Raw genomic sequence first — 12621 nt, 5'->3', positions numbered from 1 at the left:
GCCGGGTTCAGCCCTTGAACCAGCCGGAGGGTGCGGGGGAGAGGTTCTGGTAGATGTGCTTGGCCTCCTGGTACTCCCGCAGCCCGGAGGGCCCCAGCTCACGCCCCACGCCCGAGTGACCGAAGCCGCCCCACTCCGCCTGCGGCACGTAGGGGTGGAAGTCGTTGATCCACACGGTGCCGTGCCGGAGCCGCTGGGCGACGCGCTGGGCGCGGCTCGCGTCGGAGGTCCACACGCCGCCGGCCAGGCCGTAGCGGGTGTCGTTGGCCAGTTCCACCGCCTCGTCCTCCGTGCGGAAGCGCTCGACGGTGACGACCGGGCCGAAGACCTCCTCCTGGACGATGCGCATCGACCTGTCGCAGTCCGCGAACACGGTCGGCAGCAGGAAGTAGCCGCGGCTCAGCGCGGGATCGTCCGGACGGGCGCCCCCGGTGACGAGCCGGGCGCCCTCCTCCAGGGCGGCGGCGATGTGCCGCTCGACCTTGTCACGGTGCTCGGCGGAGCTGAGCGGTCCGCTCTCCGTGCCCTCGTCCAGGCCGTTGCCGAGCCGGATCGCCCGGGCCCGGCCGGCGAGGGCCTCGACGAACCTGTCGTACAGGCCGTCCTGCACCAGCAGTCGGGAACCGGCGGAACAGACCTGGCCGGAGTGGAGGAAGGCCGCGTCCAGCGCGTAGTCCACGGCGGCGGCGAAGTCCGCGTCCTCGAAGACGACGTTGGGGTTCTTGCCGCCCAGTTCGAGAGCCACCTTCTTCGGCCCTTCGGCGGCCGCCGCCATGATGCCGCGTCCGGTGGCGAGACCGCCGGTGAAGGACACCAGGTCAACCTCGGGGTGGCTGGTGAGGGCGGCGCCGACGGTCGCGCCCGCTCCCAGGACCAGATTGACGACGCCGGGCGGCGCCCCGGCCTCCTCGATGAGCCGGACCATGGTGATCGTGGTGAGCGGAGTGACCTCGCTCGGCTTGAGGACGACGGTGTTCCCGGCGGCCAGCGCCGGCGCCACCTTCCACGATGCCTGGAGCAGCGGGTAGTTCCAGGGCGCGATGAGGGCGCACACCCCGACCGGCTGGTGGACGACCCGGCTGAGGACGTCGGGGCCGACGTCCACGACCCGGCCGCCGTCCTTGTCGGCCAGCTCGCCGTAGTAGCGGAAGGCGTTCGCCACGTCCTCCACGTCGAGACGCGCCTCGGTCAGCGTCTTGCCGGTGTCCAGCGTCTCGGTGCGGGCGATGTCCTCCTTGTCGCGCAGCAGCAGGGAGTGCACGCGCAGCAGCAGGTCGGCCCGCCGGCGGGTGGGGACGTCCGCCCACTCCTCCTCGTCGAAGGCCCGGCGGGCGGCCCGTACCGCACGGTCCGCGTCGGAGGCGTCCGCCTCGTCGACGGTGGTGACCACGGAGGCGTCGTACGGATTGAGCACCTCGCGCCGCCCGCCGGCCGCCGGCCGGGTCCACTCACCGTCGATGTACAGGTCACTCACCGTGAACTCTCCTCTGTGACGGACCGGACCCGAGCAAATCGGGACATTACCCTCTGCTGCGGCATGAGGGTCTGCTGAGCCGCCCTTCGGAGTGACGCGGTACCCGAGTGGCTGCGAGAAGCACGGGTCAGGGGGCGCCCCGGCCGGTGGCGTGTGCCCCGGCGAAGGCAAGCGGCAGGCCGGCGGTGCGCCGCGTTCCTCCAGGATGGGCGTGTGGACGGCGCCCGGCAGCATCTCCACCTCCGCCCCGGGCACCGCGCGGTGGTCGGCGGCGGAGGAAGGGCGCCATCTGCGGTCCTGGTCGCCGAAGACCACCAGCGGCGGTTTGCCGAGGACCGCCAGCCGGTCGGGGAGCGCCTGCCGGCCCAGGTTGGCGGTGGACGCGCGCATGGCGGCGGTGACCGCGTGGTACGTCATCCCGCGCAGGTCGTCCACGAGTTCCTGCGGGATCGGGTGACCCGCGCGGAATCCGGTGCTCGCGAACCGGCGGATCCGGTCGTCGGCCGGTGGTCACCGTGCGGGATCGAGCCCGGGGCCGTCCGGGGCGATGAAGGCGTCCATGCCGGGGCCGGTGTTGACGAGTGCCAGCGTGGTCACCAGGCCGGGCCGCTGCTCGGCGAGGGCGAGGCACGGAACGGGATGGTCCGGGCGGAACTGACCCTGTCTCCCGCCGCGGAAGCGAGACGCGGCACGCCGATCGCCGGCCACGGTGTGCTGCGGCCCATGCGGGACATCGGCAACCTCTCACCCGCCGGGGGCGCTTCGGTGAGCATCGCCGGGCTCTGGATCGAGGACGTCCCCTTCCTGGAGTCCGGCGGCCGGGCCGCCGTCCGGCTCGTTCCGCTCACCCCGTCCCACTGGCGGCACGTCGAGGCCGGCCGGCGGATCACCATGCACGAGAACCGGACCGTGGCCGGTACCGCACTCGTGCTGGAGGCCCGTCCGCCCGCCTGCCGCGCCGGCCCGTGACGTCGGCTCAGCCCGGTCGCCTGATGCTCTCGTAGATCCGGGCGAACCCCTCGGCCCCATGTCCCGCGTCGGCCTGACGCCGGATCAGCCGTTGCACCATGGCGACCGCGTCGTTGTCGATGCCCTGCTCGGAGCCGGCCGCCAGGATGTGGCCGAGGTCGGAGAAGTCGAGGCTCTGCTGCCCCGGCACGGTGTAGTCGCCGCCGTCGATCACCTCGGCGAACCCTTCGAAGGCGCCGGTCATGGCGGTCAGCCAGGGTGCGGCCATGGCGGCGAACTCGCCCGCCGTCACGCCGGCCGGGGCGACCATCGCGGCACCGTGCATGAAGCCGGCGAACATGACGTACATCCCCGAGAGCAGGGCGAGGTCGTACAGCGACGCCAGCCCGGCGTCCTCACCGAAGTAGGTACTGCTTCCCCAGACGTCCAGCAGTGGCTTGTGCTGACGGAAGACGTCGGCGGACCCGCTGTAGAGGATCGACGAGCCGGGCGCGCCGATCATGTGCGGTACGGCCATGATGCCGCCGTCCAGGTACGCGACGCCGGCGCGCGCGGCCCAGTCGGCCAGCTCCCGTGACTGGGCCGGGGACGTCGTCGTCACGTTGATCAGGGTGCGTCCGGCCAGCTCGCCCGCGAGCGGGTCGAGCACCTCGTGGACCGACGCGTGGTCCAGCAGACACGCGATCACCAGGGGGCCGGACCGGACCGCGTCACCGGCCGTGGCCGCGGCTTTCGCGCCCTGCGCGACGAGGTCTTCGTGCTTGCCCGGTGTGCGGTTCCAGACCGTCGTCGGGTGCCCGGCCTTCACCAGGGCGCCCGCCAGGGCACTTCCCATCGCCCCCAGCCCGAGAACGCTCACCCGGTCTTCGCTGTTGGTCGTCACAGCTCTCATTCCCCTCTGTTCGTCGTTCGGTTCGATCCTCTCCGTGGTCGGTAGGGTTGACCAGTACGGACCAATTAGTGGGGTACTCACTCTCGGGTAAGTACGCCTTGGAGGGGCGAATGGCGACAGCGGCACGACGTGGTCCCTACTTCTGCGGCATCGACGCGGCGATGGACGTGGTCAACGGCAAGTGGAAGTCGCTGATCCTGTGGGAGCTGCACCATCACGGGACCCGCCGGTTCGCCGAACTCCGGCGCGGTCTGCCGGGGGTCAGCGAGAAGATGCTGGTCCAGCATCTGCGTGAGATGGAGGAGGACGGGCTCGTGCACCGTGAGGTGTACCCCGAGGTGCCGCCCAGGGTGGAGTACTCCCTGACCGAGCACGGCGTCTCGCTCAACGCCGCGCTGGCCTCGCTGGGACAGTGGGGCACCGAGCGCATGCGGCGGATCGGTGCCGAGAAGGTGAGTGTGCGTCAGCCGATGGTCACGACCCGCGCCCAGGGCGGCGGGAGGTCGGGCACGTAGTCGGGGTCGTCGGTGTCGATGCCGGTCGGCCGGGGGAAGAGTCCGACCACCGTGCGGCAGGGAGGTTGTGCGGAGGGCCAGGGTGTCTGGCCGTCCGTCAGGGCGACGATCACGTCGGGCCGGTGCCGGGCGCGCAGGGCCCGTGTGAAGCCGGAACGCAGGTCGGTCCCGCCGCCGCCGAGGAGCTCGATGTTCTCGGCCTGGCAGAGGGGGGCCGCGGTGCGGGCCGCGGCGTCGCAGGAGATGACGGTGACCAGGTCGCGCCGGCCGCCGACCGCGCGCGTGACGGCCGCGACCTCCAGCAGCGCGCTGCCGAGTTCGCCGTCGCTCACCGATCCGGAGGTGTCGATCACGACACAGACCCGCGGCGGTGTGCGGCGCAGACTGGGCAGCAGCACACCGGGCACGCTGGCCGAGCGGCGGGACGGGCGCCGGTAGCTGTGGTTGTCGCCCGGTCCCGGCGCGCCGACGGCGGAGCGGACCGCCGCCCCCAGCAGCTGGCGCCACGGCTGCGGCGGGTGGAACGCCTCGTCCGCCCATCGGCGCCAGCCGTCGGGTGCGTTGCCGGGACGTCCCTTGATGCCCTGCGCCACCCGGAAGCGCACCGCGTCCCGCTGTTGTCGGGTCAGTCCGTGCGCGCCGTCGGGCCCGAGCTCCCACGGGCGTGCCTGCCCGTCGGCTCCGCTGCCGCAGTCCAGCCAGGCCAGGTCCGCGGCGAGCGGGGACATCGACGCGGTGCGCAGGTAATCCTCCATCAGCAGCCCGGAGGGCAGCCGCAGGAGTGAGGGCAGCACCGCGCCGTGCGGGCGGGGCAGGCCGTCACCGTAGATGTCGTCGTTGATCTCGAAGTCGGCCGCGATGTTGCGCCGCAGCCGTTGGCCCGGCCCGTGTTCCTCGTGCTGTCTCGCGTACCGCTCGCCTCGTCCGTGATGGTCGCGCAGGAGGTGGGAGACCTCGTGGACCCATACGCCGGCGAGCTGCTCCACCGGCATGCGTGCCACGAAGGCGGGGGAGACGTAGCAGCGCCAGTGGGCGTCCACCGCCATCGTCGGCACCGACGGGTCCTCGACCACGTGCAGTGCGAAGAGCGCGTCGGCGAGGTAGGGGCGTACCTTCACCGCGTGCAGCCGGGCGGCCAGCAGTTTTCGGGTGTCGAGCCGGAGCGGCGGCCGGGCGCCAAATTCCCTGGCACGGGGCGGTCCGGGCGGGGTGGCCCGCACCGGGCGCGGCGGCGCGGGCGGGGACACGGGGCGCGGCACCGGACGCGCCGGCCGGGGGCTGGGTCGTGAGTGCGGGTGCGGCTCGGGCCGCCGCGCGGTCCCCGTCATCGGCCAGCCTCGGACGTCCGCCGGGTGGCGCTCTTTCCCGTGGCCCGTCCCACCGACCGTTCCGCCTGCCGGGCGAGCCCGATGACCCCGGTCAGCCGCTCCACGGTCTCCGGCACCTCCCAGTCGTCGCGCCGCAGTGCGGCCAGCGCGGTCGCCGGGGCCACCAGCAGGTCCGGGGTCCCGGTCTCCAGCGCCCCGGCCAGTACCGTCCAGGCGGCCTCCCACCGTTCCCGTCGCGGCCTGGCCCCCACGGCGGCGACCACCGCCTCCAAGGTGGCCTGCCGCAGGTCGCCCCGCTGGGGCAGGTCCGCGGCCGCCGGGTCGGCGAGCAGCGTCTCCGGGTCCGGCAGGTCCATCCGGTCCAGGTGGGCGAGGAGTTCGAGGCCGGCACCGTCCCCCACGGCGCCCCGCACCAGCAGCGCCAGTACGTCCCGGGAGACGGAGGCCGCCGTACCGAAGGCCAGCAGGGTCAGCGCGGCCTCCCAGCTGCGGGGCGAGGGCCACGCGCCGCCGCGCCGTGCCTCGCTGCTCGGCAGCCGGTGGATCAGCGTCGGCCGGGCCTTGAGGAAACCGCAGACCGCTCGCCGGGCCAACGCGACCGCTTCCGGCAGCCGTTGCGCCTGAAGCCGGGGCAGTTCCGCCCGGGGCCATACTCCGCCCAGTCCACGTACCACCACCTGGGGGTCGTGCGTCCAGTACAGGTGGACGAACCGGTTGGCCAGCGGCGGGCTCAGCTCCCACCCGTCGGCGGCGGACGCCCGCGGATTGGCGGCGGCCACGATCCGTACGCCGGGCGGCAGTCGCAGCGCTCCGACCCGCCGTTCGAGAACGACCCGCAGGAGCGCGGCCTGGACGGCCGGGGTGGCGGTGGACAGTTCGTCCAGGAAGAGCAGGCCTCGCCCCGCCCGTACCAGCTGAACGGCCCACTGCGGCGGCGCCATCGGCACCCCCTGCACGGCGGGATCGTCGCCCACGATCGGCAGCCCGGAGAAGTCGGACGGTTCGTGGACACTGGCGATGACGGTGGTCAGCGGCAGGTCGAGGGAGTCGGCGAGCTGGGTCAGGGCCGCGGTCTTGCCGATGCCGGGCTCGCCCCAGAGCAGCACGGGCAGGTCGGCGGCGACGGCCAGGGTGAGCGCCTCGAGCTGTTCGTCGGGACGCGGTTCGCTGGTGGTGGTCCGCAACAGGGACAGGAGGGTGTCGGCGACGCCGAGTTCGGGGTCGTGGGTCTCGGCGGGCCGGGACATGAGCGTGCTGGAGGTCATGGGCATCACCTGGGGTGTGAGGAAGGACAGGAGTGGCGTGATACGTGAAAGGTCAGGCGGTGCGGGCGGTGCGGGGCCGTGGCCTGCTGCCGCGCTTGTGGCGCATCGACTCCGGCAAGCGCCGGTCGGCACGGGGGCGGTGCCCCTCCTCGGTCCGCGCCGCCGGATGAACGGCGACGAGCCCCGAGCGGAAGAGCCCGTGGTCGATGCGGCGGCTCGCGGCGGACCGCAGCGCGTCCCGCAGCGGCCCGTCCCGCAGGAGCGCACCGGGGCCGAGGAGTCCCTCGACCACGGTCAGTGCCCCGGCGACGTCGCCGTGCGCGAGCCGCTCCCGGACCGCGGGCAGGGCCTCGGGACTGCGGTGCACGGTGTCGATGGCCCGCAGACAGGGCAGCGGCGGCCCGCCGAGCGCCACCAGCAGTTCCTCCCGGCGCAGCTGGTCGGCGTCGTGGTCGACCGCCGACAGCGCACCGTCGCGCAGGGCGATCCGGTGGACCTCGCCCCGGCATTCCACGGTGTGCGGATCGCCTGACTCCGCCACCGGGCCCTCTTGGAAGGCTCCACGGGCGGCGCCCGGCACGGGCGGTGCACCGGGCGCCGGAAGCGCCGCGGCCACGAGCGGATGCAAGCGTTCCGCCGTGATCAGTCCCGCCCGCAGCAGCTCCAGGTCCGGCGGGACGCGGACCGCCGCCTCCGGCAGCACCGGGAGCGCGGCGACCGCCTGCGGCGGCAGTGGGCCGCGCAGCGGACGCAACGTCGGAACGTGGCTGTCGTCGGGCGCGGCGAGCTCGAACACGGTGCGGTTCCGGGCGCCGAGTCGCACGGTGAAGGCCCCGCGAGGGAGCCCATCCGCCCGCAGCAGGTGTTCCGCCTCGGCGGCCCAACGCCCCGTTGCCCAGGAGTCCTCGGGGTGATCGTGCGGAGTGGAACCGGCGGGCGGACCGTGCGTGGGCCCGGCCGCACCGCACCGCCTGGACAGGTCGCCGCTGCGTACGGCGTCCCAGAGGTGCCGGTGCAGGTCGAGCCGGAAACGCCGGTCGGGATGCGGGTGCGGATGGTGTCCGGCCGTGCCGCGGCGGGACCCGTCCCACAGGGCCAGCGACATGCGCTGTCCGGCGTCCGCCCAGGCCGGCGGCGTCCGGACGACGAGGTGCACGACCGGCGTGCCGGGAGTGCGGTAGCGGGCGAGGGACAGCGTGAGGCCGGGCCGCAGACGCCCGTCGGGGGCGATCCGGGGCATGTGCCAGCGCAGCAGATCCGGCGCCAGCCGGCGCAGATCCGCCCGGAGGCGGGCGGCGAGGTCGGTGCCGTGGTGCTTGCCCACGGCGCGCGGATCGAGATCGACGTCGATCCGGGCGGCGGCACACGCGCCCGCCCAGTCGCCGACCGCACGTCGCGCGGTCGCGGTCTCGATCATGGACGGTGGCACGGCGTACTCACGTACGCGCCGCCACATCAACTGGTGGGGTGGAACACCGTTTGCGAGGTGATGAGCCATCAGCACTCACCCGACGCGAACGATTCCCCCAATCCGTACGAGGAGAAGGTCATCATCGCGGGCATCGTAACCACTCGCGGATGATCTGTCACTCTTCCGGGCGCAATCCGCCGCCGGTGGGCGGGGCGTGCTAGATTCCCAGACTTGAACATGGTTTCCATTATCGAGAGAAAGTGTAGGTAGGCCACGTGCCTCCGCCTTCGACCTCCATACCGTCGGCGAGCGCGGACACGGCCGGCCCGGCCGAGGTGCCGGCGTCCGCACCCGCGGCGGCCGCGAAGGGCCGGCTCGCCTCCCGCGAGGCCCTGTGGCTCGGCTGCGCGGGGCTGGCAGCGGTCCTGCTGGTTTCCGTCGTCGTCGCCATCGGGCTCGGCCCCGCCGTCATCTCCCCCGGGGAGACCTCCCGCCATCTGTGGGCGGCCCTCCGCGGCGGGCGCATCGCCCCCGACGAGGTGACGACGTACCAGATCGTCTGGCAGATCCGAACGCCCCGAGTGCTGCTGGCGGCACTGGTGGGAGCGGGGCTCAGTGCGGTCGGCGTGGCGGTCCAGGCACTGGTGCGCAACGCGCTGGCCGACCCCTTCGTCCTCGGCGTCTCGTCGGGCGCGTCCGTGGGCGCCGTCGGCGTCACGGTCACCGGGGGACTCGCCGCGTTCGGCATCTACGCGGTGTCCGTCGGCGCCTTCGCCGGCGCGCTCGCCGCCTCGCTCCTGGTGTACGCCGCCGCCGCGAGCCGGGGCACCCTCTCGCCGCTGCGCCTCGTCCTCACGGGCGTGGCCATGTCGCTCGGCTTCCAGGCGGTGATGAGCCTGATCGTCTACTTCGCACCGGACGCCGAGGCGACGAGCATGGTCCTTTACTGGACCATGGGCAGCTTCGGCGCCGCGACCTGGGGCGCGCTGCCCGTCGTGTCCGTGGTGGTGCTGGGCGGACTCGCCGTCCTGTACCGGTACGGGAGGGTGATGGACGTCCTGGCCCTCGGTGACGAGACCGCCGCGAGCCTGGGGGTCGGTCCCGACCGGTACCGGAGGGGGCTGTTGCTCCTCGTCTCGCTCGTGACGGGCGTCATGGTCGCGGTCAGCGGCGCCATCGCGTTCGTCGGGCTCGTCATGCCGCACGTGGTGCGGATGCTCGTCGGTGCCACCCACGCCCGGGTGCTCGCCGTGGCCCCGCTGGCCGGGGCGGTCTTCATGGTGTGGGTCGACCTGGCGGCCCGCACCGTGGCCGCCCCGCGCGAACTGCCCCTCGGGGTGGTCACCGCGCTCGTGGGCGTGCCCGTCTTCATCGGCCTGATGCGCCGCAGGGCCTACGCCTTCGGGGGGCGCTGACATGGACCTGAGACTCGACGAGCTCTCCGTCGTGACCGACGGCAGGACCCTCGTCCGCGCCTTGTCCGTGGAAGTGACGGACGGACAGGTCGTGGGTCTGGTCGGCCCGAACGGAAGCGGCAAGTCCACCGCGCTGCGATGCGTGTACCGGGCCTTGCGCCCCAGCTCCGGAACCGTCTGGCTGGGCGAGCGGGACCTGACCCGGCTCCCGCTGCGCCACACCGCCCGGACCGTCGCGGCGATGACCCAGGACGGCGGCGTCGACTTCGACTTCACGGTCGAGGAGGTCGTCGCGCTCGGACGCGCGCCGCATCTGCGCGGTAACCAGGCGCTCGGCGGCCGCGAGCGCGAACTGTGCGCGCGGGTGATGGACCGCCTCGACATCGGGCACCTCGCCCACCGGGGGGTTCTGACGCTTTCGGGCGGGGAGCGCCAGCGCGTCCTGCTCGCCCGCGCGCTGGTGCAGGAGCCGAAAGTCCTCGTCCTCGACGAGCCGACCAACCACCTCGACGTCCGCCACCAGGTCGACCTGCTCTCGCTCCTGCGCGGCTCGGGGCTCACGGTCCTCGTCGTCCTGCACGACCTCAATCTCGCCGCGGCCGCCTGCGACCGGCTCGGCGTGCTCTCCCAGGGCCGCCTGGTCGCTTCCGGCGCCCCTGCGGAGGTCCTCACGCCGAGCCTGGTCGCCGAGGTCTTCGGAGTGCGGGCCAGTGTCGTCCCGCATCCGCTGACGGGCGATCCCCAACTGCTGTACTCGCTCGACCCACGTCATGGAAAGGTCATGTGACACATGCTCATGAGCAGATCCCGCGCCGCCGTCCGGCAGCGTGCCGCCGTCGGATCGGCCCTCGCGGCGGCACTGGTGCTCGGCGGCTGCGGCGCCGAGGTCGACTCGGACGACGCCAAGGCCTCCGGCAAGGTCACTGTCAAGCGCTGCGGCGAACCGGTGGAGTACACGGTTCCCGAGCGTGCCGTCGCCTACGAGGGCGGCAGCGCGGACAAACTCTTCGCCCTCGGCCTGACCGAGCACGTGTACGGCTATGTGATGCCGCCCGCCAACCCTCCGGTGAGCGAGTCCCCGTGGGCGTCCGAGTACGCGAAGGTGAAGATGCTCAGCGACGACCTCCTCAACAAGGAGGTCGTGGTCGAGGCCGAGTCCGACTTCGTGGTGGCCGGATGGAACTCCGGCTTCAAGAACGAGCGTGGCATCACGCCCGAGATCCTGGACACGCTCGGCATCCAGAGCTTCATGCACACCGAGAGCTGCTTCAACTACCCCGGGTTCCCCGAGAAAGTGACCCCCTTCGAGGCCCTTTACACCGACCTCGAACGACTCGGCAAGATCTTCCGGGTCGAGGACAGGGCCACGGAGGTGGTCGGCGAGTTGCGCAGGCGCGTGAAGGAGGTCGAGGCCAAGGCTCCGGAGGGCGACCCGGTACCCGTCTTCCTCTACGACTCCGGCACCGACCAGCCGTTCACCGCGGGCAATCAGGTGCCGCCCAACGACATCATCAAGACCGCGGGCGGCAAGAACGTCTTCGACGGTCTCGACGAGCGCTGGACCCAGGTCAGCTGGGAATCCGTCGCCGAGGCCGAGCCGGAGGTCGTCGTCATCCTCGACTACGGCGACATGCCCGCCCAGAAGAAGATCGACTTTCTGAAGAAGTCGCCCCACACCAAGGGTCTGCCCGCCGTGAAGAAGGACAACTTCTTCATCCTCGACTACAACGAGGGCATCAGCGGCCCCCGCAACATCGACGGCCTGGAGAAGTTCGCCGCGTACCTGCGCGAACTCGAGAGCTGAACCGCCGGCGCACCCCGACGGCGGCACAGCCCCTGACACGCCGTTCGCTCCCGCCGCCCACCGCGGGCGGCGGGAGCGAACGGCTGGGCGGGCGGTCCCGTCAGGCGGAGGGATCCGCCCCCCGAGGGGCGTTGGCCGTCCCCGTCGGCGGTTGGGAGAAGGTCCGGGTGCTGGGAACGAGGGCGGCGGCCGCCGGTGCCGCGAAGCAGACGACCGCGCAGCCCGCGAGCACCGCCCTGGCACCGAAGGCGTCGATGGCGGGGGCGATGACGGCGAGTCCGACCGGGGCGAGCCCGTAGGAGAGCAGGAAGTCCAGGGAGGAGACCCGGGCCAGCTTGTCGGGGGCCACCTCGCGCTGGGCGGCGGTGAACCACGGTACGTTGAACAGTTCGATGCCGATGCCCGCGACGGCGTATGCGGCCATCACGACGACCGGGTGCACGGGGAACACGAGGCTGAGCGGGGCGAATCCGTACGCGGCGAGCCCGGCCAGGGCGGCCCGGCCCGGGGAGCGTGGACGCCAGCGGGCGATGAGCAGCGCACCGGCCAGTGCCCCGGCGGTGTACGCGGTCATCGCACCCGCGAGGACGACCTCGGTGCCGTACTCGTCCCTGCTGACCACGGGGAGGGCGACGCCGGTCGCGGAGTAGCCGGTGGCTATGACCGCCGTCAGCGCGCCCAGCCCGGCGAGGAACCACGGGTGCCTGCGGGCCTCGCGGACACCCTCGGTGAACTCGGTGAGGAACGATGCCCTGTCCGTACCGGCCGAGGGCTGGGACGCGCCGTTCAGGGTGTCGGGCCGCGCGCCGCGTCCGGGAACACACGCGGCGACGAGCCAGAGCAGGCCGATGCCCACCAGCAGCGCCCCGGTGCTGAGGAACACGGCGAGCAGGGCGGCCAGCGAGGGCCCCACGAGCGTGGTGGCCCGTACCGCCAAGGTCATGGCGGCGTTGGCCTGCTGCCTGCGGTCGGCGTTCACCACTTCGGCGGTCAGTGCCTGGTAGGCGGGCCGGCAGGCGCCCTGCCCGGCGCCGGCCACCGCGGCGGCCGTGGCCATCAGCAGCACCGAGCGGTCCAGTCCGGCGGCGAGCACGGGGGCCGCGGCTCCGGCGGCGAGCCCCGCCCACAGGACGACGCCCCGGCGGGAGTGCCGGTCGGCCAGCACCCCGGCCATGGGCACCGCGGTGAGGAACCCCATCGTCCGGGCAGCGAGCAGCAGACCCAGGTCGGTGGCGGTGAGCGTCCGGTCGAGGACCGCGAGGCCGAGCACGAACGGCAGGGCCCAGGTGGCCAGGCCCGACGCCGTGGCGCCCGTCCAGAGGCGGAGGAAGGCGATGTCGAGCAGAACGGTCCGCTGCTTCGCGGCTCGGTCCTCGACGGCGTCGGGCGGGGCGGAGGGGGTGGGCACGATGACGCGCTCCTGTCCTGTACGGGGTCGGCGGGCGGACGCGGCGCGCCCCAACGGCCTTGATGGGCCAAAGAGATGGGATGACGCCGCCCGCCGTGGAGGTGGGCCGGGCGAGCGGGGTGGCGCTGCGTCGGAAACAG

12 protein-coding genes are annotated in these 12621 nt (G+C 73.1%); 5 read left to right on the top strand and 7 right to left on the bottom strand.

Annotated elements, in window-relative coordinates; all coding sequences use genetic code 11:
• Window positions 1-7 precede the first annotated feature (7 nt).
• Entirely contained in the window at window positions 8-1474 is a 1467-nt protein-coding gene (locus M6G08_RS27150) for an aldehyde dehydrogenase family protein (protein WP_272589749.1), read from the bottom strand.
• Window positions 1475-1984: 510 nt separating this feature from the next.
• A complete protein-coding gene (locus M6G08_RS35930; protein ID WP_336299019.1) occupies window positions 1985-2182 on the bottom strand; it encodes a hypothetical protein in 198 nt (65 codons plus the stop codon).
• A 15-nt stretch (window positions 2183-2197) separates the two neighbouring features.
• Between M6G08_RS35930 and M6G08_RS27140 the strand changes: the two genes are divergently transcribed.
• Window positions 2198-2443: a hypothetical protein gene (locus tag M6G08_RS27140; RefSeq protein ID WP_272589748.1), complete on the top strand. Its 246-nt coding sequence runs from the start codon at window positions 2198-2200 to the stop codon at window positions 2441-2443.
• 7 nt (window positions 2444-2450) lie between these two features.
• Here the strand turns inward: M6G08_RS27140 and M6G08_RS27135 are convergent, their stop codons facing one another.
• A complete protein-coding gene (locus M6G08_RS27135) occupies window positions 2451-3326 on the bottom strand; it encodes an NAD(P)-dependent oxidoreductase (RefSeq protein ID WP_272589747.1) in 876 nt (291 codons plus the stop codon).
• A 119-nt stretch (window positions 3327-3445) separates the two neighbouring features.
• On the opposite strand from M6G08_RS27135, the gene M6G08_RS27130 reads away from it, so the two are divergent.
• Window positions 3446-3850, top strand: a complete 405-nt coding sequence (locus M6G08_RS27130) for a winged helix-turn-helix transcriptional regulator (protein ID WP_272589746.1) — start codon at window positions 3446-3448, stop codon at window positions 3848-3850.
• On the opposite strand, the gene M6G08_RS27125 is transcribed toward M6G08_RS27130, so the two are convergent.
• The 3 genes from M6G08_RS27125 to M6G08_RS27115 form a co-directional block, all read right to left on the bottom strand.
• The gene (locus M6G08_RS27125; protein ID WP_383145175.1) at window positions 3799-5097 is read right to left on the bottom strand and encodes a vWA domain-containing protein; all 1299 of its coding nucleotides are present in this window, start codon (window positions 5095-5097) and stop codon (window positions 3799-3801) included. The two genes, M6G08_RS27130 and M6G08_RS27125, sit on opposite strands and share 52 nt — an antisense overlap.
• A 77-nt stretch (window positions 5098-5174) precedes the next feature.
• Window positions 5175-6443 carry an AAA family ATPase gene (locus M6G08_RS27120; RefSeq protein ID WP_272589744.1) on the bottom strand — a complete coding sequence of 423 codons (1269 nt, stop codon included), beginning with the start codon at window positions 6441-6443 and terminating at the stop codon, window positions 5175-5177.
• A 52-nt stretch (window positions 6444-6495) separates the two neighbouring features.
• The gene (locus M6G08_RS27115) at window positions 6496-7941 is read right to left on the bottom strand and encodes a hypothetical protein (protein WP_272589743.1); all 1446 of its coding nucleotides are present in this window, start codon (window positions 7939-7941) and stop codon (window positions 6496-6498) included.
• A gap of 188 nt (window positions 7942-8129) precedes the next feature.
• Between M6G08_RS27115 and M6G08_RS27110 the strand changes: the two genes are divergently transcribed.
• From M6G08_RS27110 to M6G08_RS27100, 3 genes are read left to right on the top strand one after another with little or no spacing between them, the layout of a single operon-like run.
• Window positions 8130-9269 (top strand): FecCD family ABC transporter permease, encoded by a 1140-nt coding sequence (locus M6G08_RS27110; protein WP_383145182.1) that lies wholly within the window; start codon window positions 8130-8132, stop codon window positions 9267-9269.
• Window position 9270: 1 nt separating this feature from the next.
• Window positions 9271-10056, top strand: a complete 786-nt coding sequence (locus M6G08_RS27105; RefSeq protein ID WP_272589742.1) for an ABC transporter ATP-binding protein — start codon at window positions 9271-9273, stop codon at window positions 10054-10056.
• Window positions 10057-10059: 3 nt separating this feature from the next.
• Window positions 10060-11073, top strand: coding sequence for an ABC transporter substrate-binding protein (locus M6G08_RS27100; RefSeq protein WP_272589741.1), 1014 nt, complete (start codon window positions 10060-10062; stop codon window positions 11071-11073).
• Between the two features lie 100 nt (window positions 11074-11173).
• On the opposite strand, the gene M6G08_RS27095 is transcribed toward M6G08_RS27100, so the two are convergent.
• A complete protein-coding gene (locus M6G08_RS27095; protein ID WP_272589740.1) occupies window positions 11174-12481 on the bottom strand; it encodes an MFS transporter in 1308 nt (435 codons plus the stop codon).
• Window positions 12482-12621: the final 140 nt, after the last annotated feature.

Origin of the sequence: Streptomyces sp. M92 (assembly GCF_028473745.1) — a bacterium.
Taxonomy (GTDB): Bacteria; Actinomycetota; Actinomycetes; order Streptomycetales; family Streptomycetaceae; genus Streptomyces.
This window is presented reverse-complemented; position numbering and strand designations above follow the sequence as displayed.

Bases quoted from the DNA above. Each gene is read 5' to 3' on its own strand.
- M6G08_RS27120 (WP_272589744.1), bottom strand. From the start codon at position 6,443: ATGACCTCCAGCACGCTCATGTCCCGGCCCGCCGAGACCCACGACCCC.
- M6G08_RS27100 (WP_272589741.1), top strand. From the start codon at position 10,060: ATGCTCATGAGCAGATCCCGCGCCGCCGTCCGGCAGCGTGCCGCCGTC.
- M6G08_RS27140 (WP_272589748.1), top strand. From the start codon at position 2,198: ATGCGGGACATCGGCAACCTCTCACCCGCCGGGGGCGCTTCGGTGAGC.
- M6G08_RS27115 (WP_272589743.1), bottom strand. From the start codon at position 7,941: ATGGCTCATCACCTCGCAAACGGTGTTCCACCCCACCAGTTGATGTGG.
- M6G08_RS27105 (WP_272589742.1), top strand. From the start codon at position 9,271: ATGGACCTGAGACTCGACGAGCTCTCCGTCGTGACCGACGGCAGGACC.
- M6G08_RS27130 (WP_272589746.1), top strand. From the start codon at position 3,446: ATGGCGACAGCGGCACGACGTGGTCCCTACTTCTGCGGCATCGACGCG.